Origin of the sequence: Butyrivibrio sp. INlla18 (assembly GCF_900103635.1) — a bacterium.
Classification (GTDB): Bacteria; Bacillota; Clostridia; order Lachnospirales; family Lachnospiraceae; genus Butyrivibrio.
On sequence record NZ_FMXK01000011.1, the window covers coordinates 88,712 to 110,149 of the forward strand.

Annotated in this window: 22 protein-coding genes; 21 read left to right on the top strand and 1 reads right to left on the bottom strand. The window is 38.3% G+C overall.

Annotation, left to right across the window (positions count from 1 at the left end):
- Nucleotides 1–12: 12 nt before the first annotated feature.
- Together BLS24_RS09310 and BLS24_RS09315 are read left to right on the top strand one after the other, a co-directional pair.
- Complete coding sequence (locus BLS24_RS09310; RefSeq protein WP_091758374.1) at nt 13–780, top strand: hypothetical protein; 768 nt, start codon at nt 13–15, stop codon at nt 778–780.
- Between the two features lies 1 nt (nt 781).
- Nucleotides 782–1,198: a hypothetical protein gene (locus tag BLS24_RS09315; RefSeq protein WP_091758376.1), complete on the top strand. Its 417-nt coding sequence runs from the start codon at nt 782–784 to the stop codon at nt 1,196–1,198.
- 54 nt (nt 1,199–1,252) lie between these two features.
- Here BLS24_RS09315 and rpmB read toward each other — a convergent pair whose 3' ends face one another.
- Nucleotides 1,253–1,438: a 50S ribosomal protein L28 gene (gene rpmB, locus BLS24_RS09320; RefSeq protein WP_091758378.1), complete on the bottom strand. Its 186-nt coding sequence runs from the start codon at nt 1,436–1,438 to the stop codon at nt 1,253–1,255.
- Nucleotides 1,439–1,647: 209 nt separating this feature from the next.
- Between rpmB and BLS24_RS09325 the strand changes: the two genes are divergently transcribed.
- The 19 genes from BLS24_RS09325 to hisB all read left to right on the top strand — a co-directional run bounded on the left by BLS24_RS09325 (nt 1,648) and on the right by hisB (nt 21,438).
- A complete protein-coding gene (locus BLS24_RS09325) occupies nt 1,648–2,010 on the top strand; it encodes an Asp23/Gls24 family envelope stress response protein (RefSeq protein ID WP_071176098.1) in 363 nt (120 codons plus the stop codon).
- 39 nt (nt 2,011–2,049) lie between these two features.
- Entirely contained in the window at nt 2,050–3,816 is a 1,767-nt protein-coding gene (locus tag BLS24_RS09330; RefSeq protein WP_091758380.1) for a DAK2 domain-containing protein, read from the top strand.
- A gap of 55 nt (nt 3,817–3,871) precedes the next feature.
- Nucleotides 3,872–5,953: an ATP-dependent DNA helicase RecG gene (recG, locus tag BLS24_RS09335; protein ID WP_176764397.1), complete on the top strand. Its 2,082-nt coding sequence runs from the start codon at nt 3,872–3,874 to the stop codon at nt 5,951–5,953.
- A gap of 70 nt (nt 5,954–6,023) precedes the next feature.
- Nucleotides 6,024–6,893: a DegV family protein gene (locus BLS24_RS09340; RefSeq protein WP_091758384.1), complete on the top strand. Its 870-nt coding sequence runs from the start codon at nt 6,024–6,026 to the stop codon at nt 6,891–6,893.
- Between the two features lie 35 nt (nt 6,894–6,928).
- Complete coding sequence (locus BLS24_RS09345; protein ID WP_091758386.1) at nt 6,929–8,851, top strand: DNA gyrase/topoisomerase IV subunit B; 1,923 nt, start codon at nt 6,929–6,931, stop codon at nt 8,849–8,851.
- 21 nt (nt 8,852–8,872) lie between these two features.
- The gene (locus BLS24_RS09350) at nt 8,873–11,110 is read left to right on the top strand and encodes a DNA gyrase/topoisomerase IV subunit A (RefSeq protein ID WP_091758388.1); all 2,238 of its coding nucleotides are present in this window, start codon (nt 8,873–8,875) and stop codon (nt 11,108–11,110) included.
- On the top strand, nt 11,107–11,664 hold the full coding sequence (gene rsmD, locus BLS24_RS09355) for a 16S rRNA (guanine(966)-N(2))-methyltransferase RsmD (protein WP_091758390.1): 558 nt from the start codon (nt 11,107–11,109) through the stop codon (nt 11,662–11,664). Before BLS24_RS09350 ends, rsmD begins: the two co-directional genes overlap by 4 nt.
- Entirely contained in the window at nt 11,661–12,146 is a 486-nt protein-coding gene (coaD, locus tag BLS24_RS09360; protein ID WP_091758392.1) for a pantetheine-phosphate adenylyltransferase, read from the top strand. The genes rsmD and coaD overlap by 4 nt, the downstream gene beginning before the upstream one ends.
- 18 nt (nt 12,147–12,164) lie before the next feature.
- Nucleotides 12,165–12,863, top strand: coding sequence for an ATPase (locus BLS24_RS09365; RefSeq protein WP_072705078.1), 699 nt, complete (start codon nt 12,165–12,167; stop codon nt 12,861–12,863).
- Between the two features lie 56 nt (nt 12,864–12,919).
- Nucleotides 12,920–13,969 (top strand): N-acetylmuramoyl-L-alanine amidase family protein, encoded by a 1,050-nt coding sequence (locus BLS24_RS09370; RefSeq protein WP_091758394.1) that lies wholly within the window; start codon nt 12,920–12,922, stop codon nt 13,967–13,969.
- A gap of 22 nt (nt 13,970–13,991) precedes the next feature.
- Nucleotides 13,992–14,720 carry a pseudouridine synthase gene (locus BLS24_RS09375; RefSeq protein ID WP_091758396.1) on the top strand — a complete coding sequence of 243 codons (729 nt, stop codon included), beginning with the start codon at nt 13,992–13,994 and terminating at the stop codon, nt 14,718–14,720.
- A 4-nt stretch (nt 14,721–14,724) separates the two neighbouring features.
- Nucleotides 14,725–15,387, top strand: a complete 663-nt coding sequence (locus tag BLS24_RS09380; RefSeq protein ID WP_091758398.1) for an HAD family hydrolase — start codon at nt 14,725–14,727, stop codon at nt 15,385–15,387.
- Nucleotides 15,388–15,396: 9 nt separating this feature from the next.
- A complete protein-coding gene (locus BLS24_RS09385) occupies nt 15,397–15,999 on the top strand; it encodes a hypothetical protein (RefSeq protein ID WP_091758400.1) in 603 nt (200 codons plus the stop codon).
- A gap of 11 nt (nt 16,000–16,010) precedes the next feature.
- Nucleotides 16,011–16,985: an RluA family pseudouridine synthase gene (locus BLS24_RS09390; RefSeq protein ID WP_091758402.1), complete on the top strand. Its 975-nt coding sequence runs from the start codon at nt 16,011–16,013 to the stop codon at nt 16,983–16,985.
- Between the two features lies 1 nt (nt 16,986).
- Nucleotides 16,987–17,535, top strand: a complete 549-nt coding sequence (locus BLS24_RS09395) for a Holliday junction resolvase RecU (protein WP_091758404.1) — start codon at nt 16,987–16,989, stop codon at nt 17,533–17,535.
- Between the two features lie 75 nt (nt 17,536–17,610).
- Nucleotides 17,611–18,723 (top strand): ATP phosphoribosyltransferase regulatory subunit, encoded by a 1,113-nt coding sequence (gene hisZ / locus BLS24_RS09400; protein WP_091758406.1) that lies wholly within the window; start codon nt 17,611–17,613, stop codon nt 18,721–18,723.
- Between the two features lie 11 nt (nt 18,724–18,734).
- Nucleotides 18,735–19,373 (top strand): ATP phosphoribosyltransferase, encoded by a 639-nt coding sequence (hisG, locus tag BLS24_RS09405; protein WP_091758409.1) that lies wholly within the window; start codon nt 18,735–18,737, stop codon nt 19,371–19,373.
- 1 nt (nt 19,374) lies between these two features.
- Nucleotides 19,375–20,664 carry a histidinol dehydrogenase gene (gene hisD, locus BLS24_RS09410; RefSeq protein ID WP_091758411.1) on the top strand — a complete coding sequence of 430 codons (1,290 nt, stop codon included), beginning with the start codon at nt 19,375–19,377 and terminating at the stop codon, nt 20,662–20,664.
- Between the two features lie 183 nt (nt 20,665–20,847).
- Nucleotides 20,848–21,438, top strand: coding sequence for an imidazoleglycerol-phosphate dehydratase HisB (gene hisB, locus BLS24_RS09415; protein ID WP_091758413.1), 591 nt, complete (start codon nt 20,848–20,850; stop codon nt 21,436–21,438).

The window sequence follows — 21,438 nt, forward strand, 5'->3', positions numbered from 1 at the left end:
TTTGGAGCAGTAATGGGAAATATAGATAATAAAGAAAAAGAATTTGCAGAAATATTAAAACAGGTCACAAGATTTGCCAGAGAAAATAAGAACGTTATCTCAAGTGAGCAGGTAAAAGAAGCTTTTTCAGAGCTCGATTTTGATGATAAGCAGTTTGAGATGGTATTTGAATACCTCAAAAATCACAAGATCTCCGTAGATGGAGAAGCTGTTGATACTGATGAAGGTCTTTCTACAGAAGAAAAGAATTATCTTCAGGACTATATTGAAAGCCTTGAAGCACTTCCTAAATACACAGATGGAGAGAAAAAGGCAATCTCTATGTCAGCAATTGCAGGAGATAAGGATGCACAAAGTAAGCTTATTGAGATGTATCTTCCTCTTGTTGTAGATGTTGCTAGAATGTACTCAGATCAAGGCGTTTTTCTAGAGGACCTTATTGGTGAGGGAAATGTAGCCCTTACAAAAGGTGTAACAATGCTTGATGCAGTAGGAGAGCCCGAAGAAGTAGAAAGCTTTCTTTATAAGCTCATGCTTGATGCAATGGAGAACATCATTCAGGAAAATCTTGCTGAGGATGCTGGAAGCCAAAAGGTACTAAAGCTTGTACAGGAAGTAGCAGATAAAGCTGCTGAGCTTGCGGAGGATCTTAGAAGAAAGGTTACTGTTGCTGAACTTATGCAAGAAACAGGTTGGGACGAAGACAAGATAAGATCCGCCATAAAATTTAGCGGTGATAATATAGAAGATCTTGATAGCGGAGAAAAAAAGAAAAACTGACATGAACAATATTGTTAATGAAGATGATTTCAAATACTATATGCAGGATCTTGAAAGATATTACTTTGGAGCTCGTTATGATTATAATGAGCTCTTAAATAATGAAATGGTTCCTTTTAAGTTTAAGACGATCATTTCAAAATATCTTATAGAACAAATTGATCCATCAACTACAATTGAAAGTCATCTGTATTTTTTAGAAAAAGATTCTTTTGATTATAAAGTGCTAAAGCAGTTAAAAGCAAGAGTACGAACATCTCTTTATAAAACAAAGGCAGATAATACCAAAGGATATAAGGAAAAAGTATTTACTATAGAGCAGCTTGTTAAATTATCAAAGGAAGAAAAAGAAGACTTAGGAATAATAGTAAGAGAACTGATCATTGGAAAGCTTTCATTATTTGCTTTTCAGATCTGAAAGAAGAGTACAAAAAAACCACCGATCACTCGGTGGTTTTTATTTTCAAGATTATCAAGCTCTTTCAACTTTGTTTGATCTAAGGCAGCTTGCGCAAACGTGCATTCTCTTTGACTGTCCGTTAACCTTACATGTAACGTTCTGAACGTTAGACTTCCAAACTCTGTTAGATCTTCTATGAGAATGGCTTACGTTGTTTCCGAAATGAACGCCCTTGCCACAAATATCACATTTAGCCATTTTGACACCTCCTTATAAGCCATGTAATCTAATCAATAGCGTAATTTATTGGGGATTTACATCCGCAACATTGATATATTAGCAGAAACAAAAACGGATTGCAAGCAAAATATACAAAATTTATGGTTTATTTTTTTAGAAACTGCTATTATAATACTATATGTATGCTAAAAAGGTAGTCCTATGGCTATCTGATAAGGAGGACAAATATGAAGACTTCGGTGGTAAACACTCACATGGGAAATATTTCTATCGATAATGAAGTAATTGCCCAGTATGCAGGTGCTGTTGCTATGGAGTGCTTTGGAATTGTCGGAATGGCTAACGTCAACGTCAAGGATGGCCTTGTAAGCCTTCTTAAGATCGATTCCATGACAAGAGGTATCAACGTATCTCTTGATGACAATAATAAACTGGTTTTAGATTTCCATGTTATAGTTGCTTATGGTGTTAGCATTTCAGCTGTTTCAGACAACTTGATTGATAACGTCAAATATAAAGTAGAAGAATTTACCGGGCTTGAAATCGAGAAGATCAATATCTACATCGAAGGTGTCCGCGTGATAGATTGATAATTATTCGATTTAGGCAAGTCTAGGAGGAATTTTGTTTTGAGTAATAATGTAATTGACGCTAAGATGCTGTCAAAGATGTTTTTATCTGGTGCCAAGAATCTTGAAGCCAAGAAGGAGTGGATAAACGAACTTAACGTGTTCCCAGTTCCTGACGGAGATACTGGTACTAACATGACTATGACTATCATGTCTGCTGCCAAAGAGGTTTCTGCATTAAATGATAGCGCAAACATGGAAGCTATCTGCAAGGCAATCTCATCTGGATCCCTTCGCGGAGCTAGAGGTAACTCAGGTGTTATCCTTTCACAGCTTCTTAGAGGTTTCACAAAAGTTGTTAAGACTAATGATGAAGTAAATGTTCAGATCTTGGCAGAGGCTTTTGATAAGGCTGTAGAGACAGCTTACAAGGCTGTTATGAAGCCAAAGGAAGGAACAATCCTTACAGTTGCTAAGGGAGCAAGCGAAAAGGCTCATGAGCTGGCTGTAGAAGGAACTGAAGATATCGAGTATTTCTGTGCAGAAGTTATCAAATATGCAGAAGAGGTCCTTTCCAAGACTCCTGATATGTTACCTGTTCTTAAGCAGGCTGGAGTAGTTGATTCTGGCGGACAGGGACTTGTACAGGTGTTAAAGGGTGCCTTTGATGGTTATCTCGGCAAAGAGATCGACCTTTCAATAAATGAAGAGTCAGCAACTCCTGTTACCAAGAATGAAGTTCAGGAAGAAGCTGATATTAAGTTTGGATATTGTACTGAGTTCATAGTTCTTTTATCAAAGCCACTTAATGTTAAGCAGGAGATTGATTTTAAGAACTTCCTGGAGTCAATCGGTGACAGCATTGTAATGGTTGCTGATGATGAGATCTGCAAAGTACACGTACATTCTAATGATCCAGGTCTTGCTATTCAGAGAGCTCTTATGTATGGTCAGCTTTCTAATATGAAGATCGACAACATGAGAATGGAGCATAGAGAGAAGCTCTTCCACGAGAACAACGATGGTTCTTGGGCAGAGATCAAGACTGAGATAAATGGTGCAGCAGAGCTCACACCTACATACCTTCCTGGAGACGATATTCCTCTTGGAGATAAGGTCGAGATGATCGATGAGCCAGCATCCAATGAGCCACGCAAAGAGATTGGATTCGTAACTGTTTGTGCAGGTTCTGGACTTGCAGAGATCTTCAGAGGTCTTGGCGTTGATTATGTTATTGAGGGTGGTCAGACAATGAACCCTAGCACAGCTGATATTCTAGATGCTGTAGCCAAGGTCAACGCTGACACTGTTATAGTTCTTCCAAATAACAAGAATATTATTCTTGCAGCAAATCAGGCAGCTATCATGTGTGAAGATGGCGACGAAGACAAGAAGATCGTTGTTGTTCCTTCCAAGACAGTACCTCAGGGTATCACAGCTATCATCAACTACGTGCCTGATGTACCTGTAGAGGACAATGTGGCTGCAATGACAGATGCTATTTCTACTGTTAATACTGGTGAAGTTACTTATGCCGTTAGAGATACAGTTATTGATGATGTTCAGATCAGACAGGGCGATTACATGGGAATCGGTGATTCAGGAATCCTTTCTGTTGGTTCAGGTATCGAGGATGTAGCATTTGAGATGCTTTCAAAGATGATGAACGAGGATCTTGAGCTCATCAGTGTATACTACGGTGAAGATGTAGAAGAGAAGGATGCAGAGGCACTTAGAGAGCGCATTTCTAAGGAATTTCCTGGGTGCGACGTTGAGCTTCAGTTTGGTGGTCAGCCAATCTATTATTACATTCTTTCAGCAGAGTAATTATTTAGGAATATTCAGCCAGGCTTTTTGCCTGGCTTTATTTCTATATAGAATTATGAGGTGTGAGTTGGGGAAAAGAGAACTTGAAGAAAACATCATAAATCTTAAAGGCGTAGGAGATAAGACCGTTAAACTCTTTGAAAAATGCGGTGTTAGAACCTGCCGTGATCTGATAAGCTACTATCCAAGAACCTATGACCTTTTTAGCGACATAGTTAATGCTTCAGATGTCATAAATGGTGAAGTCAATACAGTAAGGCTTACTATCATTGGAAATGTAGTCAAAAGGAGAGTAAGAAACCTTACTATCATTGCTTTTGACGCAGCTGATCAGACTGGTAAGATCAAGATCACTTACTTTAACGCGCCTTATCTTATTAATTCTCTAAAATCTGGTACCACTCATGTATTTAGAGGCCAAGTACAAAGAAAAGGTTCTTTCTTTACTATGAATCAGCCCAAAATGTACAAGCTTGATGAATATATGGGAATCGTAAGGAGCATGCAGCCTAGATATCCTTTGGTTAAAGGTCTTACAAATACTGCTGTCATGAAAGCTGTTAAGGGAGCACTTTCTTCAGCTGGATCTTTTGAAGAGTTCCTACCAAAAGAGATACTAGATAAATACGAACTCATGGGATATTCCGAGGCTCTTTATAATATTCATTTCCCAAAAAATAGAGATTATCTAGAAAGTGCAAGAAGACGTCTTGCTTATGATGAATTCCTTTTATTTGTCTTAAAGCTGCGTCTATTAAAAAATACACAGGAAGTTTTAAAGAATTCTTTTCCTATGATAGAAGTTTCAGAAGTTAATAGACTTTTGGAACAGCTTCCATATAAGCTAACAAATGCTCAGCTAAATGCATGGGAAGACATCAAAAATGATATTTCTGGAGAGGGCGTTATGAACAGGCTTATTCAGGGCGATGTTGGATCTGGTAAGACTGTAATTGCGCTACTTGCTCTTTTAACAACTGCTGCAAACGGATATCAAGGGGCTCTTATGGCTCCTACTGAGGTTTTAGCAGCACAGCACTACGAAAGCTTTAAAGAGATCATTCAGAAATATAACTTAAAGAGCTTAAAACCAGTTCTTTTAACAGGAGCTCTTTCTGCAAAGGATAAAAAAGAAGCCCAAAGGCAGATCAGTGAAGGTGAAGTAAACTGCATCATAGGAACAAATGCTCTTATTCAGGAAAAGGTTAATTACAAGAACCTAGCCCTTGTAGTTACTGATGAGCAGCACAGATTTGGTGTTCGTCAAAGGGAGTCTCTAGCTGGAAAAGGCGAAAATGTCCATGTTCTTGCAATGAGTGCAACGCCTATACCTAGAACTTTGGCCATCATATTATATGGAGACCTTCATATCTCGGTCATTGATGAGCTTCCTGGTGGCAGGCTCCCTATCAAGAACTGCGTGGTAGGTACTGACTATAGGCCAACTGCTTACAAATTCATAAAGGACCAGGTAGAAAAAGGAAGACAGGCCTATGTCATCTGTCCAATGGTAGAAGAAGGTGAACTAGACGGCGTTGAGAATGTAACAGACTATACTGATAAGCTAAGAGCAGCCCTTCCTTCTGATATTCAGGTGGAAATGTTACATGGCAGGATGAAGCCTTCTGTCAAGGATGAGATCATGGAGGCCTTTGCAAGGAAAGATATAGATGTTCTGGTTTCTACAACGGTAATTGAAGTCGGGATCAATGTGCCAAATGCTACAGTTATGATGATAGAAAATGCTGAGAGATTTGGCCTATCTCAGCTTCATCAGCTTCGAGGAAGAGTAGGTAGAGGAAAAGAGCAGTCTTATTGCATTTTCCTTAATACATCAGAGTCAGATGAGGCAAAACAAAGGCTTGATATTATGAATAAGTCAAATGATGGCTTTAAGATTGCAGAAGAGGACCTGCGGCAAAGAGGCCCCGGAGATCTATTTGGGGTTAGACAGAGCGGAGATTTGAACTTCAGAGTTGGTGACATATACCACGACAGTGACCTTGTAAAAGCTGCTGCTATGGATGCTGATAATATCCTTTTGGATGACCCAGATTTAGCCAAGCCACAACATGGTGTGATTAGAGATATGCTATATACAAAATCTGTAAATCCGGTTGACTTAATGGCTTTATAAAAGTAATATAGAACTAGTGTTTAAGTTTAAAAATGGGAGGATTGTCGGCCTTTTGTCGACTGCTTTTAGTATGTCAAAGATAGCAATTATCACAGATAGTAATAGTGGTGTCACTCAGTCTCAGGCTGAGGAGCTTGGAATCTTTGTTGTTCCAATGCCTTTCATGATAAATAATGAAGAGTTTTTTGAGGACATTAATCTAACTCAGGAGCAGTTTTATGCAAAGCTTGGCGAAGATGCATCAGTATCTACAAGCCAGCCAACTCCTGATTCTCTTATGACTCTTTGGGATAAGGTATTAAAAGAGTATGACCAGATCATTTATATACCAATGAGCAGCGGTCTTTCTGGTTCTTGCCAGAGCGCTTACATGATCGCGCAGGAAGAGTACGAAGGCAAAGTATTCGTAGTTGATAACCAGAGAATATCAGTAACCCAGAGGCAGTCAGCACTTGATGCTAAGGCCATGGCTGACGCAGGATATTCTGCTGAAGAAATTGTAAAAGTTCTAATGGATACTAAGTTTGAATCTAGTATCTATATCATGCTTGATACATTGTATTACCTCAAAAAAGGAGGTCGTATCACTCCTGCAGCTGCAGCTTTAGGAACACTTCTTAGACTTAAGCCAGTTCTACAGATTCAGGGTGAGAAGCTTGATGCATTTGCCAAAGCAAGAACCAGCAGTCAGGGCAAAAATATCATGATAAACGCCATAAAGGCAGATATTGAGAATAGATTTGGCGGTATGGAAGCCAAGGATTTCCACATTGCTTGTGCTTATACTCAGGACCTTGATCTTGCAAATGATTGGAAAAAAGAGTTAGAGGAAGCCTTCCCTGGTTTTGATATTCATATGGATCCACTTTCTCTTTCTGTTGCCTGCCACATTGGACCAGGCGCTTTGGCTGTAACAGTCACCAAAAAAGTCCATGTATAATTTTGATATAAAAAGTTTTGAAAAGGGGTAACTTAATGGCTACATACGAACAATATGACGCTTCCAGCATAACAGTACTTGAAGGTCTTGAGGCTGTAAGGAAGCGCCCAGGTATGTACATTGGAAGCGTTTCTACAAGAGGCTTAAATCATCTTGTCTACGAAATAGTTGATAACGCTGTAGATGAGCATCTCGCAGGTTTCTGCACACAAATTCATGTGACATTAGAAGCTGATGGTTCAGCTACAATTGAAGATAACGGTCGAGGAATTCCAGTAGGAATGCACGCTAAGGGCATTACAGCAGAGCGTGTTGTTCTTACTATGCTCCACGCCGGTGGTAAGTTTGATAATAACGCCTACAAGACAAGTGGTGGTCTTCATGGTGTAGGTTCATCCGTTGTAAATGCTCTTTCTACCTGGATGAAAGTTCAGATCAGAAAAGACGGATATATATACGAGGATTCATACGAGAGAGGTATTCCTACGACCAAGCTTAATAATGGTATGCTTGATCCTGTAGGTACTACAAAGGCTTGCGGAACAACTATCAGTTTCCTTCCTGATGATACTATCTTTGAGAAAACTCGTTTCAAGGAAGATGATATAAAATCAAGACTTCACGAAACAGCATATCTTAATCCTTCACTTACTATCATTTTCCAGGACAAGAGACCTGGAATAGAGGAATATGTAGAATTCCATGAACCTGATGGTATCACTGGATTCATCAAGGACATGAACAAGACCAAAGAAGCTGTTCATGACGTTGTTTCATTTAGCGGTGAAAGTGAAGGCGTAGAAGTAGAAGTTGCTTTCCAGTATGTAAATGAATTCCACGAGGAAGTTCTCGGTTTTTGTAATAATATCTATAATGCAGAAGGTGGTACACACCTTACTGGCTTTAAGACAATGTTTACAAATATCATCAACCAGTATGCTAGGGAACTTAATATTCTCAAGGACAAAGATAATAACTTTACAGGTACAGATGTCAGAAATGGTATGACAGCTGTTGTATCTATCAAGCATCCTGATCCTAGATTTGAAGGTCAGACCAAGACCAAGCTTGATAACCAGGACGCAGCCAAGATCGTATCCAAGATCACTAATGATGAAATGACGAGATTCTTTGATAGAAATCTTGAAACATTAAAGTCTATCATTGGATGCGCTGAAAAAGCTGCCAAGATCAGAAAGACAGAAGAAAAAGCTAAAACAAACATGCTTACCAAGCAGAAGTACTCATTTGATTCTAATGGTAAGCTTGCAAACTGCATCAGTAAGGATGCTTCTAAGTGCGAGATCTTTATCGTAGAGGGAGATTCTGCCGGTGGTAGTGCCAAGATGGCTCGTGATAGAAACTATCAGGCTATCCTTCCTATCAGAGGTAAGATTCTTAACGTAGAAAAGGCCAGCATTGATAAAGTTCTTGCAAATGCCGAGATCAAGACCATGATCAACGCCTTTGGATGCGGCTTCTCAGAAGGATATGGTAATGACTTTGACATCAACAAGCTTCGTTATGACAAGATCATCATCATGGCGGATGCCGATGTAGATGGTGAGCACATTGCCACACTTCTTTTAACATTGTTCTACAGATTCATGCCTGAGCTCATATATCAGGGACACGTATATATTGCTATGCCTCCCCTTTATAAGGCTATGCCTTCTAAGGGCAAAGAGGAATATCTCTATGACGACAGTGCTCTTACTAAGTACAGAAACACTCATAAGGGCAATTTCACTCTGCAAAGATATAAGGGTCTTGGTGAGATGGATCCTCAGCAGCTTTGGGAGACAACACTTGATCCTGAGCGCAGAATGTTAAGGGCAGTTGAGATCGAGGATGCCAAGATGGCTTCTCAGATGACAGAGCTTCTTATGGGCGTAGATGTACCACCAAGAAGAGACTTTATTCATCAGCATGCAACAGATGCCGAGCTTGATGTTTGATAAATACAAAGGATAGATAAAATGGAAGACAGAATTATAAGAACAGAATATTCTGAAATAATGCAAAAATCATTCATCGATTATGCCATGAGTGTTATCGTTGCACGTGCACTTCCTGATATAAGAGATGGTCTTAAGCCCGTTCAGCGTAGAACTCTTTATGATATGTATGAACTTGGCATCAGATATGACAGACCTTACAGAAAGAGTGCCAGAATTGTCGGTGATACAATGGGTAAATATCACCCTCATGGTGACAGTTCTATCTATGATTGTCTTGTAGTAATGACTCAGGATTTCAAGAAGGCTATTCCACTTGTTGATGGCCATGGTAACTTCGGTAACATCGAAGGTGATGGAGCCGCTGCCATGCGTTACACAGAGGCAAGGCTTTCTAAGATAACTCAGGAGAACTTCCTGGAAGACCTTGACAAGAATGTAGTAGATTTTTTGCCTAACTTTGATGAGACAGAAAAAGAGCCATCAGTACTTCCTGTTAAGATTCCTAATTTCCTTATCAATGGTTCAGAAGGTATTGCAGTAGGTATGGCAACAAGCACACCTCCTCATAACCTTGCAGAAGTAATTGACGCTGAGATTGCATATATTCAGGATGATACACTTACTACCAAGGACCTTATGAAGTATATCAAAGGACCTGATTTCCCAACTGGCGGCATAGTTATCAATAAGGACGACCTTAGAGAGATCTATGAAACAGGTGTTGGCAAGATCAGGATCAGAGGTAAGGTTGAGACTGAGAAGGGCAAAAACGGACACATAAATCTTGTTATCACTGAGATTCCTTATACTATGATAGGTATGGGAATTGGTAAGTTCATGGCTGATGTAGCTGAGCTTGCTGAAAAGAAGATAACAAATGACATTATCGATATTTCTAACCAGTCATCAAAAGAAGGTATCAGAATCGTAATCGAGCTCAAGAAAGATACTGATATTGAGAACTTTACAAACCTTCTTTACAAGAAGACTAAGCTTGAAGATACATTTGGCGTAAACATGCTTGCTATTGATAACGGAAGACCAGAGACCATGTCTTTAAAAGAGATCATGCGTGCCTGCGCTGACTTCCAGTTTGAAGTAGCAACCAGAAAATATACAACACTTCTCAAAAAGGAACAGGATAAGAAGGAGATTCAGGAAGGTCTTATCAAGGCTTGCAATGTTATCGACCTTGTTATCGAAGTTCTTAGAGGCTCAAAAGACCGCGCCATGGCCAAGAACTGCCTTGTAAATGGCGTTACAGATGGAATAGGCTTTAAATCAAGAGAATCTCAGGCTATGGCTGCACAGCTTCTTTTCACAGAGGCACAGGCAGATGCTATTTTAGAGATGCGTCTCTACAAGCTCATTGGACTTGAACTTGATGCCCTTGTAAAAGAGCACGAGCAGACAGTTGCTAATATCTATAGATATGAAGATATCTTAGAGAGCCATGACTCTATGTCTATGGTTATCCAGAATGAGCTACTCAAGATCAAAAAAGAGTATCAGTCTCAGAGAAAGACTATTATCGATAACAGAGAGACTGCTGTATACGAAGAAAAGCCTGTTGAAGAGATCGATGTAGCATTTATCATGGATAAGTTTGGCTATGCCAAAACTATCGATGCTACAACATATGAAAAGAACAAAGAGACTATCGAAGCTGAGTTTAAGTTCTCATTTATCATGAAGAACACAGGTAAGGTATGCTTCTTTACAAATACTGGTAATCTCCATACTGTTAAGGCTATGGATCTTCCTCAGGGCAAGATGAGAGATAAGGGTGTACCTATTGATAATGTAAGTAATTTTGATACCTCCAAGGAAACTATTGTCCTTGCCGCAAGCCAGTCAGACCTTAACCTTTACAGGTTGTTATTTACTACCAAAATGTCTATGATGAAAGTAGTAGATGGCGGAGAATTTGATGTTTCAAAGAGAACCGTAGCTGCAACCAAGCTAAATGATGGCGATGAGGTTGTAAACGTAGAGATCCTTCACACACAAAAGACAGTGATCTTGCAGTCTAATGATGGATATTTCCTTAGATTCTACGTTGAACAGGTTCCTGAGAAAAAGAAAGCCGCTGTAGGTGTACGTGGTATGAGGCTTGGAAAGAACGACTTTGTAAGAGATGTCTATTACCTCGATGATATGGAAGAAAAATCCATAGAACACAACGATAAAGAGCTTCATCTTGGACATTTAAAAGTAACAAGTAGAGATACAAAGGGAACAAAGGTGAGATTATGAGAGTAATTGCAGGTAGTGCCAGAAGACTTCGTCTTTTGACTCCTGAAGGAAATGATACCAGGCCTACACAAGACAGGATCAAAGAAACTTTATTTAATATGATACAGAATGACGTTCCAGGGGCTGTTTTTATCGACCTCTTTGCTGGAAGTGGTGGAATAGGCATAGAAGCTTTATCTAGAGGCGCTTCTAGAGCATATTTTATCGAAAACGCTGCTAAAGCCTACAAATGTATAATGGAAAACCTTAAGACCACCCATTTCGAAGACGTAGCTACTGTATTCAAGCAGGATGTGGTAATTGCTCTTAGAAATATACATGAAAAGGAAGCAGATATCATTTTTATCGATCCACCATATCAGGCTGGACTATACGAGAGGACACTTTCTCAATTAGCAACAATGTCCTATGTTACAGAGAATACAATGATCATATTGGAAAGTCCTGTAGACATGGATTTCTCTTTTGTTTCAGACTATGGCTTTGAAGTTAGAAGAGAAAAGGAGTACAAAACTAATAAGCATGTATTTTTGTACAGAAAGGAAAACCTATGAAAGTAGCAGTTTATCCTGGTAGCTTTGATCCAGTCACACTGGGGCATTTGGACGTGATACAGCGTGCATCAGCCATGTTTGATAAGGTTGTTGTGGCAGTAATGTGCAATTCCGCCAAAACTCCATTGTTTACCCTTGATGAACGTGTTAAAATGTTAAGAGAGTCCGTAAAAGGTCTTAATAATGTCGAAATAGAATCTTTTGATGGTCTTCTCATAGACTATTGCAAAAAAGAAAATATCCATATTGTTATCAGAGGACTTAGGGCTATAACTGATTTCGAATATGAACTTCAGATAGCACAGACTAATAAAGAGCTTTCACATAACATGGTTGATACTGTATTTTTAACAACAAGTATTAAGTATTCATACCTTAGTAGCTCAGTTGTTAAGGAAATTGCCAGCTATAACGGTGATATTTCGCCATGTGTTTCTGATTTTGTGGCAGATGCGCTATACCAAAAATATGGGTTTAGATAAAACTACGGGGGTATAAAAATGACCAGCAGGATTGAACAACTTATTGATGAGATCGAAACATATATCGATAATTGCAAGCCTCAGCCTCTTTCTCAGACCAAAATCATTGTAAATAAAGAGGAAATTGATGAGCTTTTAAGAGAACTTAGGAGCAAAACTCCTGAAGAGATCAAGAAGTATCAAAAGATCATCAGCAACAAAGAGGCTATCTTAAATGATGCAAGAAAGAAAGCTGAAGAGATCGTAGATCAGGCTACAATCAAGACTAACAAGCTTATTAACGAGCATGAGATCATGCAGCAGGCCTATGCGCAGGCTAATGAAGTTGTATCTCAGGCTGCAATGCAGGCAAAAGAGATTCTTGATAACGCTATGATCGAAGCTAATAATATGAAAGCTTCAGCTGTTCAGTATACAGATCAGTTGCTTGCAGGGGTTGAGGATGTTATTTCTCAGTCTATTGATGCAACCAGCAAGAACACTGATGATATCATTGACTCGATCAAGCTTCACAGCGTTGAGATGGTCAAGAATATCAGCCAGAGCAATGACAGCATTCTTTCAGCTCTCACTCAGTATAGTGAAGTGATCAAGTCAAACAGAGCTGATCTCAAGATGCCGGAAGCTTCAAGCCAGACGCCATCTCCAGAGCCACAGGCTGTAGAAGAGGCTGGAATCACTGAACAGGAAGCACTTAATCTAGATATGATCAACTAAGAAAACATTAAGCTGCCGCTTTTATGCGACAGCTTATTTTGAAAAAGGGGATATAAATGAAAAAAGTTTTAGTTTTTTTTGCTATTATTATGAGTTTATTCTCATTCTTATTATTACCAAGCTTTACTATCAAGACAGAAGCTGCAAATAAGCCAGTTGTAATTGTTATCGACCCAGGTCATGGCGGAACAGGTGATAGAAATCTTGGAGCTCAGTACAACGGTTTTTCAGAAAAAGATCTTACATTAAAAGTTGCAAATGCAATGAAAGCAGAGCTTGAAAAATACGATAATGTAACTGTTTATCTTACAAGAACTGCTGATGGTTATATTTCACTAGAAGATAGAGCTGCTTTTGCAAAGAGCGTAAATGCAAACTTTGTATATAGCATTCATTTTAATGCTTCTACAGAACATAACTTCTATGGCTCAGAAATCTGGACTTCAGCCTTTGGATCTTTTTATCAGGCTGGTTACGATTTCGGACAGATTGAATCAGGAGAGCTTTCAACCCTAGGTCTTTATCAGAAGGGTGTCAAATCAAAGCTTGGAAGTACTGGCAAAGACTACTACGGAATCATCAGAGCAAGCGTGGCTAGAAATATTCCTTGCGTCATCATTGAGCATGCTTATCTTGACCATGGCTATGATCTTCCTTTATTAAAGCAGGCTGATTTTACAAGTAAGCTTGGCGTATGCGATGCTACAGCAGTTGCCAAGTATTTTAAGTTAACATCTAGCTCTACAGGAACTGACTATTCAGGCTACAAGTTCACATCAGTAAAAAAGCCTTCATCACCAGTAAGGCAGGATCTTACAGACCCAGATTATTGCGATATTTCTGTGATCTCCTATGATAAATCATCAAGAAATGCACTAGTACAGATGTCTACCAAGGATAGCCAGAGCCCTGTCATCTATTTTGCTTATAGCTATGACGGAGGTAAGACCTTTTCATACCTTCAGATGTGGGATAGAACCCAGGAGACTCAGTCCTTTAATGTAAATATTCCAAAAAGTGTCACAAATCCAAGTATTGTTTGCAGGGCCTATAATAACTTCGAGTTGTTCACACAAAGCGCTCCAGCTGCAGTTCCTGGCTATTAATTTTGATTAGAAAGAGTATAAATTGAGATTAGATAAATTCCTTGGTGATCATAATATTGGCACCAGAAAACAGATAAAAGAATATGTGAAAAACGGAAGATGCAAGGTAAATGGCGTTGTTGTCACAAAATCTGATATTCATATTAATGAAAACACAGATGAGATCTCTTTTGACGAGATTCCTCTTACCTATGCTAAGTTCCATTATTACATGCTTTATAAGCCACAGGGCGTAGTTTCAGCTACAACTGATGGCAAAAATGAAACTGTTCTTGCTCTTTTAAAGGATGAAAATGTTAAGGGATTGAATCCTGCAGGAAGACTGGACATCGATACTGAAGGGCTTTTACTTTTAACTGATGACGGAGGGCTTATTCATAGACTTCTTTCTCCAAAGAAGCACGTAGACAAGACCTACGAAGTTCATCTAAAAAAGGAGCTTTCTGATGAAGATATTAAATTGTTGGAGGAGGGCATTGATATAGGAGATACCAAGGACGATGGAACTCCATATCTGACACTTCCAGCTAAGATCGTAAGAAGAGAAAAGGATGAAGAAGGAAGACCTGTTATTCATCTTATTATTCACGAAGGAAGATTTCATCAGGTCAAGAGAATGCTTGAGGCAGTTGGCAACAAGGTAGAATTTCTTAAAAGGATCACCTTTGGACCACTTGTTCTTGATGAAGACTTAAACCCTTCAGAATACAGACTTTTAAATGAAAAAGAATTAAGAGAATTAGGATTGTAAATATATGGTTAATTTATGCCTTGATGATTATGAAGCTGTCATATTTGACCTTGATGGTTCATTAGTTGATTCCATGTGGATGTGGAAGGCTATTGACAAAGAATATCTTACCGGCTTTGGAATCACACCACCTGAGACTTTGCAGCAGGATATTGGTGGCAGAAGCTTTATAGAGACAGCGCAATATTTTAAAGATAGATTTGGAATTAAGGATTCCATCGAAAAGATTGGCGACGATTGGAATAAAATGGCCTGGGATAAATATACTAACGAAGTCCCACTAAAGGATGGTGCTTTTTCTTTTATCAAAACCTGCATAGCTAAGGGCTTAAAGCTTGGCATTGCATCTAGTAACTCCACGGAGCTTATAGAACAGGTTCTAGGAACTCACAACATAAAGGATATGTTTGGAAGCATCAAATCTGGCACAGAGGTGCTTAAGGGTAAGCCAGCACCTGATGTTTATCTTGAGGTTTCTAATGAGCTTTCTGTTGCACCTGAAAAGTGCCTTGTTTTTGAAGATCTTGTAGATGGCATCAAAGCAGGTAAAAGTGCCGGAATGACTGTAATTGCTGTTAGTGATGACTATTCAAGACACAGCGATGATGTCAAAAAAGACTTATCCGACTACTATATTGAAGACTACAACGAAATCGTTCTTGAGTAAGGGGAATTTATGAAAAAGATTTACAAAGGCGACTTTGGATATATTGAAAACAATAGAAAGAAAGCCATTATCAGAACATCTATTTTTCTAGCAATAGTACTTATCTTGTTTTTGACAGGTCTATTTTTTAAGCATACTCAGAAAAATGTTTTTAGTATTTTAGCTGCTCTTTTCTGCCTTCCAACTGGATGGAGCGGTGTTAATTTGATCATGTTCCTTAAAGCTAAAGGCTGTTCTAAGGAAGACTTTAGAGTAATAGAGTCTCATAAAGGTGAGCTTTTGATCCACTATGATCACATTATCACATCCTATGAAAAGAACTATTATGTAATGGCTTCTACAGTACTTGATAAAAATATATGCTGCTACACATCAGACAAGGACATGGATACTTCTGACTGCGAAAAGCACATCAAAAAGATGATGGCAAGTAGCGGATATTCTAGCTATAGCATCAAGATCTTTGATGACCTTAAGAGCTTTTGCGACAGACTTGATCAGCTTGAGAAGCTTCGTGCTGATAAGGGTATTGACCCTCAAAAGATCGAGGATTCATGGGAAGCTGGAACAGTTGAGACTCCTGCAGGAGTTCTTTTATCTATATCTTTATAATAGGTTTTTATATGAAAGAAATAATAATCGATAACAATCAGCTAGATAAGAGGCTTGATAGCTTCCTTAAAGGGTATCTTCCAAATGCTTCTGGCGGATTTATTTACAAAATGCTAAGAAAAAAGAATATTACCCTAAATGATAAAAAGGCTCAAGGCACAGAAAAGCTTAAGCTTGGGGATTCAGTTAAGCTTTTCTTTGCAGATGAAACCTTAGAAAAATTCATGGGAAAAGAATCAAAGGCTCCGGAGGCAAAGGCTTCTTTTGACTACAAAAAGCTTGGGGTAGAGGTAATATACGAAGATTCACATATTGTTCTTTTATCTAAGCCAGCAGGTCTTTTGACTCAGAAGGCGCAGCCCCAAGATATTAGCTTAAATGACTATCTCATAGAGTACCTTTGTGATACAGGCGCTATCACTAAAGAGACACTTGAAACCTACAGGCCATCTGTATGTAATAGACTGGACCGCAACACAAGCGGACTTGTCATATGCGCTAAGTCCCTTGCTGGAGCAAGATGCATGAATAGTCTATTAAAGGACAGAAACCTTGATAAATACTATAGGACAATAGTAGAAGGCAAGCTGTCAGATAGCTTTACGTTAAAAGGTTATCTCACCAAGGATGAAAAGAAAAATAAGGTTGAGATCACTAGTGAGCCTATAAATAGTGATTCAGATTATATCGAAACAGAATATGAGCCGCTTGAATATTTAAGTGATAGGAATCTTACTGTTCTAGAAGTTAAGCTTATAACCGGAAAACCTCATCAGATCAGAGCTCATTTATCTAGCATAGGTCATCCTATCATTGGAGATATCAAATACGACGGACATAAAATTGCTGGATTAAATTACCAGCTACTTCATAGTTATAGGATCAAATTTCCTAATGATCTTCCTGAAGATTTCATGTATCTTGCAGGAAAAGAGTATATTTCGAAATTACCAACTGTCTTTGAGAAAGTACTCGGAAAGGGGTAAGATGCCTACTTGGAAATCAAGAGGTTTAAGAGGTTCAACATTAGAAGAACTCATTAATAGGACCAACGAAAGATATCTTGAGCAGAACCTTGCTCTTATCCAGAAAATACCAACTCCAATAACTCCTATCAATATAGATAAGGAGTCTCGTCATATTACTCTGGCTTATTTTGATCAAAAAAGTACAGTCGATTACATAGGTGTAGTTCAGGGCATTCCTGTTTGCTTTGATGCCAAGGAATGCGCAACTACAACCTTTACTTTAGAAAACATCCATCCTCATCAGGTTACATTCATGGAAAACTTTGAAAAACAGGATGGCATTGCTTTTTTTCTTATTTATTTCACAAGTTTAAACGAATTTTATTACCTGCCCTTTAGAAAGCTCAAAGAATTTTGGGATAGAGCAGAAAATGGAGGCAGAAAGAGCTTTAGACATGATGAGCTCGATCCATCATACATAATATCCTCAAAACCTATTAATGGAGTTCTTGTTCCATACTTAGAATCTATACAAAAAGATTTAGATGACAGAGAAACTTTGGTTTGACATTGTCTAGTTCAAATGTTAAACTCTTTATTATGATAACCAATTAGCACTGTACCATACTAAAGCGAGGTCGATATGAACAAGGTCCTATTGCATACACCCGATGGTGTTAGAGATATTTACGGAAGAGAGTGCAGCGACAGAAATATTGTCCGCGACAAGATCCATAGAGTAATAAAGAGTTACGGATATCAGGATATAGATACTCCTACATTTGAATTTTTTGATGTGTTTGCAGAAGAGATCAATGCTTCTGATGCCAAAGAGCTTTTTAAGTTCTTTGATAAAGATGGAAACACACTTGTCCTTAGACCAGACTTTACCCCATCTATTGCAAGATGTGCATCAAAGGTAATGCTGGAAAACAAAGAACCAGTAAGGGTTTGTTACCAAGGTAAAGCCTATCTCAATACATCAAGTCTTCAGGGTAAGCTCAAAGAAAACCGAAACATCGGAATTGAGTTCATGAATGAAAACAGTGTTTATGCAGATGCTGAAGTCATATCTCTTTTGATAGAGTCACTCAAAGCTACAGGACTTTCAGATTTCCAGATCAGCATTGGCGACGCTGATTACTACAAAGGATTATGCGAAGAAGCTGGTATCGATGATGATACTGAACGAGATATCAGAGAACAGATTACAGGCAAGAACTACTTTGCAGCTGAGAATATCATGGTTTCAAGGGGCGTTCCTGAAAAATACAAGGATCTCATCCTAAAGGTATCTGAATTTATTGGCTCAGATGATGCATTAGATAAGGCCCAGAGTCAGGTTACAAATGAAAGGTCCCTAAGCTCTATCAAGAGATTAAAAGAGCTTTATAAGGTTCTTACAATGTATGGTGTTGAGAAGTACATTTCTTTTGACCTTAGTATGCTTAGTAAATTCAATTATTACACAGGTGTCATATTTAGCGCCTATACCTACGGCGTTGGAGATGCTATAGCTAAGGGCGGAAGATATGATAATCTTCTTGGAAAATATGGTAAAGATGCACCTTCAATTGGTTTTTCAATTGTACTTGATGATCTGATGTCTGCATTATATAGGCAGAGCTGTGATCTAGAGCATGAAAGCGAGGCAACTGTCATTGAATTTAATGATGATTCTTTCAAAGAAGCTCTAAGTAAAGCAAATGATCTAAGAAATAAAGGTCAAAACGTTATCCTTAAATGCACAAAGTAATTGGAGGCCCTATGAGATATCTTACATTTGCACTTGGAAAGGGAAGACTTGTAGATTCTACAATGGAACTTTTAAATAAGTGCGGTATCAAATGTGATGAAATATTAGATAAAAAAACAAGAAAGCTGATCTTTACCAACGAGGAACTTGGTCTTAAGTTCTTCCTTGCAAAAGGTCCTGATGTTCCTACATATGTTGAATATGGCGCAGCAGATATTGGTATCGTTGGCGCAGACACTATCCTAGAAGAAAACAGAAGAGTATATGAAGTCTTAGATCTTGGCTTTGGAAAGTGCAGAATGTGCGTATGTGGACCAAAAGAAGCCAAAAAGCTCTTAGAGCATCGTGAGATGATAAGAGTTGCCAGCAAATATCCAAATATAGCCAAAGACTATTTCTTTAACCAAAAACATCAGACTGTTGATATTATCAAGCTTAACGGCTCAGTAGAACTTGGACCGATCGTTAATCTTTCTGATGTTATCGTAGATATTGTTGAAACTGGCTCTACTCTTAGAGAAAATGGATTAGAAGTATTAGAAGAAATCTGTCCTTTATCTGCAAGAATGATCGTAAATCAGGTTAGTATGCAGATGGAAACAGAAAGAATTCGAAAACTTATTAATGCTATGAAGGAGAATCTTGATTAAAATGCAGACCCTTAGATTAAATACAGAAACCAAAAAAGAACTACTTGGTAATCTTCTTGGTAGAAATACCGGAAGTTACACTGAATATGAAAAAACAGTCAATGATATAATAAACAATATAAGAGCAAATGGAGATTCAGCTCTTTTTGATTATACTCTGAAGTTTGATAAATGCTCTTTAACAAAAGATACTGTTAAAGTAACCCGTAGTGAAATAGAAGAAGCGTATAAAGAGCTTAGCCCAGAATTTATTGAAGTAATGAAGAAAAGCGCTGAAAATATCAGAGTTTTTCACGAGAAACAAAAGAGAAACAGCTGGATAGAAACAAATGAAAATGGAAGCATATTAGGTCAGAGAATCCTTCCAATTGAAATATCCGGAGTATATGTTCCAGGTGGAAAAGCAGCTTACCCATCAAGCGTACTTATGAATGTAGTGCCTGCAAAGGTTGCCGGCGTTGAAAGAATCGTAATGTGCACACCTCCTTCAAAGGATGAAAAGGTAAATGCAGGAACATTAGTTGCTGCTGATATAGCAGGTGTAACTGAAGTCTACAAAGTAGGCGGAGCTCAGGCTATAGCTGCTATGGCTTTTGGAACAGAGTCTATTCCTAAGGTTGATAAGATCACAGGTCCTGGAAATATCTTTGTTGCCCTTGCCAAAAAGGCATGCTTTGGCTATGTTTCAATTGATTCAATTGCAGGCCCAAGTGAGATCCTTGTAATTGCTGATGAAACAGCAAATCCTAGATATGTTGCCGCTGACCTTTTATCTCAAGCTGAGCACGACGAACTTGCATCAGCAATCCTTATTACAACTTCTGAAGAAGTAGCTAAAAAGGTAAAGGAAGAAATCGAAGGCTTTTTAAAGACATTATCAAGGGCAGATATCATTAGAAAATCTCTTGATAATTATGGCTATATCTTTATTGCTGATAATATGCAGGATATGATCGATGCAGCAAATGCAATTGCATCTGAACACCTTGAGATCATTACCAAAAATCCTTTTGAGACCATGACCAAGATTAAAAATGCAGGTGCTATTTTTCTTGGCGAGTATTCATCAGAGCCTTTGGGAGATTATTATGCTGGTCCAAATCATATTTTGCCTACAAATAGAACAGCAAGATTTTTCTCACCACTTAATGTTGATGACTTCCTTAAGAAAACAAGTATTATTTCATACTCAGAAGATGCTTTGAGAAAAGTTCATAATGATATTGAACTATTTGCAAAAGAAGAAGGCCTAACAGCACACGCAAACTCAATCGCAGTACGATTTGAATAAATAATTACATTGGTTATTATATTGACTGCTATGGTTAATTCTGATAAGTATCAATTGTAATTGTATAAAATTGTATAATTATTGCAAGTTAACTTTCTAAATTAACTATAAATTGCAAGTAATGACTTAAAGTTCTTTGTTTTCATGCTATATGTTGAAGATATAGAAAAGGAGACACTAATTATGGGAAGCAGAACTGCAACTGTTGCAAGAAATACAAAAGAAACTAAGATTACAGTTTCCTTAAATATTGATGGTACAGGCAAGTCCAAGATAGATACAGGCATTGGTTTTTTTGATCATATGCTTGAGGGATTTGCAAAACACGGTTTATTTGATCTCGAAGTAAATGTTGAAGGTGATCTTAATGTTGATGGACACCACACAGTTGAGGATACCGGAATAGTACTTGGACAAGCTATTATGCAAGCTATAGGCAACAAAAAAGGAATTAAGCGCTATGGCAATATGATCCTTCCTATGGATGAAAGCCTTGTCTTAAGCGCTATAGACCTCTGCGGACGACCATATTTTGTTATGGATGCTGAATTTTCAAGTCCTATGGTTGGCGATTTTGACACACAGCTTGTAAGAGAGTTTTTCTACGCAGTTTCTTATTCTGCAATGATGAACATTCATCTTCGTGTCATAACCGGAATAAATGATCACCACAAGATAGAAGCTATGTTCAAAGCTTTTGCAAAGTCTTTAGATGAAGCAACAACCATCGATCCTAGGATCACAGACGTACTTAGCACAAAAGGAGCACTATAA

What these genes read in the sequence shown, in the direction of transcription:
- BLS24_RS09395 (WP_091758404.1), top strand. Translation starts at nt 16,987, where the DNA reads ATGCCTACTTGGAAATCAAGAGGTTTAAGAGGTTCAACATTAGAAGAA.
- rsmD (WP_091758390.1), top strand. Translation starts at nt 11,107, where the DNA reads ATGAGAGTAATTGCAGGTAGTGCCAGAAGACTTCGTCTTTTGACTCCT.
- BLS24_RS09380 (WP_091758398.1), top strand. Translation starts at nt 14,725, where the DNA reads ATGGTTAATTTATGCCTTGATGATTATGAAGCTGTCATATTTGACCTT.
- BLS24_RS09350 (WP_091758388.1), top strand. Translation starts at nt 8,873, where the DNA reads ATGGAAGACAGAATTATAAGAACAGAATATTCTGAAATAATGCAAAAA.
- BLS24_RS09310 (WP_091758374.1), top strand. Translation starts at nt 13, where the DNA reads ATGGGAAATATAGATAATAAAGAAAAAGAATTTGCAGAAATATTAAAA.
- BLS24_RS09385 (WP_091758400.1), top strand. Translation starts at nt 15,397, where the DNA reads ATGAAAAAGATTTACAAAGGCGACTTTGGATATATTGAAAACAATAGA.
- BLS24_RS09370 (WP_091758394.1), top strand. Translation starts at nt 12,920, where the DNA reads ATGAAAAAAGTTTTAGTTTTTTTTGCTATTATTATGAGTTTATTCTCA.
- BLS24_RS09325 (WP_071176098.1), top strand. Translation starts at nt 1,648, where the DNA reads ATGAAGACTTCGGTGGTAAACACTCACATGGGAAATATTTCTATCGAT.
- rpmB (WP_091758378.1), bottom strand. Translation starts at nt 1,438, where the DNA reads ATGGCTAAATGTGATATTTGTGGCAAGGGCGTTCATTTCGGAAACAAC.
- coaD (WP_091758392.1), top strand. Translation starts at nt 11,661, where the DNA reads ATGAAAGTAGCAGTTTATCCTGGTAGCTTTGATCCAGTCACACTGGGG.
- BLS24_RS09340 (WP_091758384.1), top strand. Translation starts at nt 6,024, where the DNA reads ATGTCAAAGATAGCAATTATCACAGATAGTAATAGTGGTGTCACTCAG.
- recG (WP_176764397.1), top strand. Translation starts at nt 3,872, where the DNA reads ATGAGGTGTGAGTTGGGGAAAAGAGAACTTGAAGAAAACATCATAAAT.
- hisD (WP_091758411.1), top strand. Translation starts at nt 19,375, where the DNA reads ATGCAGACCCTTAGATTAAATACAGAAACCAAAAAAGAACTACTTGGT.
- hisZ (WP_091758406.1), top strand. Translation starts at nt 17,611, where the DNA reads ATGAACAAGGTCCTATTGCATACACCCGATGGTGTTAGAGATATTTAC.
- BLS24_RS09390 (WP_091758402.1), top strand. Translation starts at nt 16,011, where the DNA reads ATGAAAGAAATAATAATCGATAACAATCAGCTAGATAAGAGGCTTGAT.
- BLS24_RS09365 (WP_072705078.1), top strand. Translation starts at nt 12,165, where the DNA reads ATGACCAGCAGGATTGAACAACTTATTGATGAGATCGAAACATATATC.
- BLS24_RS09345 (WP_091758386.1), top strand. Translation starts at nt 6,929, where the DNA reads ATGGCTACATACGAACAATATGACGCTTCCAGCATAACAGTACTTGAA.
- hisG (WP_091758409.1), top strand. Translation starts at nt 18,735, where the DNA reads ATGAGATATCTTACATTTGCACTTGGAAAGGGAAGACTTGTAGATTCT.
- BLS24_RS09315 (WP_091758376.1), top strand. Translation starts at nt 782, where the DNA reads ATGAACAATATTGTTAATGAAGATGATTTCAAATACTATATGCAGGAT.
- hisB (WP_091758413.1), top strand. Translation starts at nt 20,848, where the DNA reads ATGGGAAGCAGAACTGCAACTGTTGCAAGAAATACAAAAGAAACTAAG.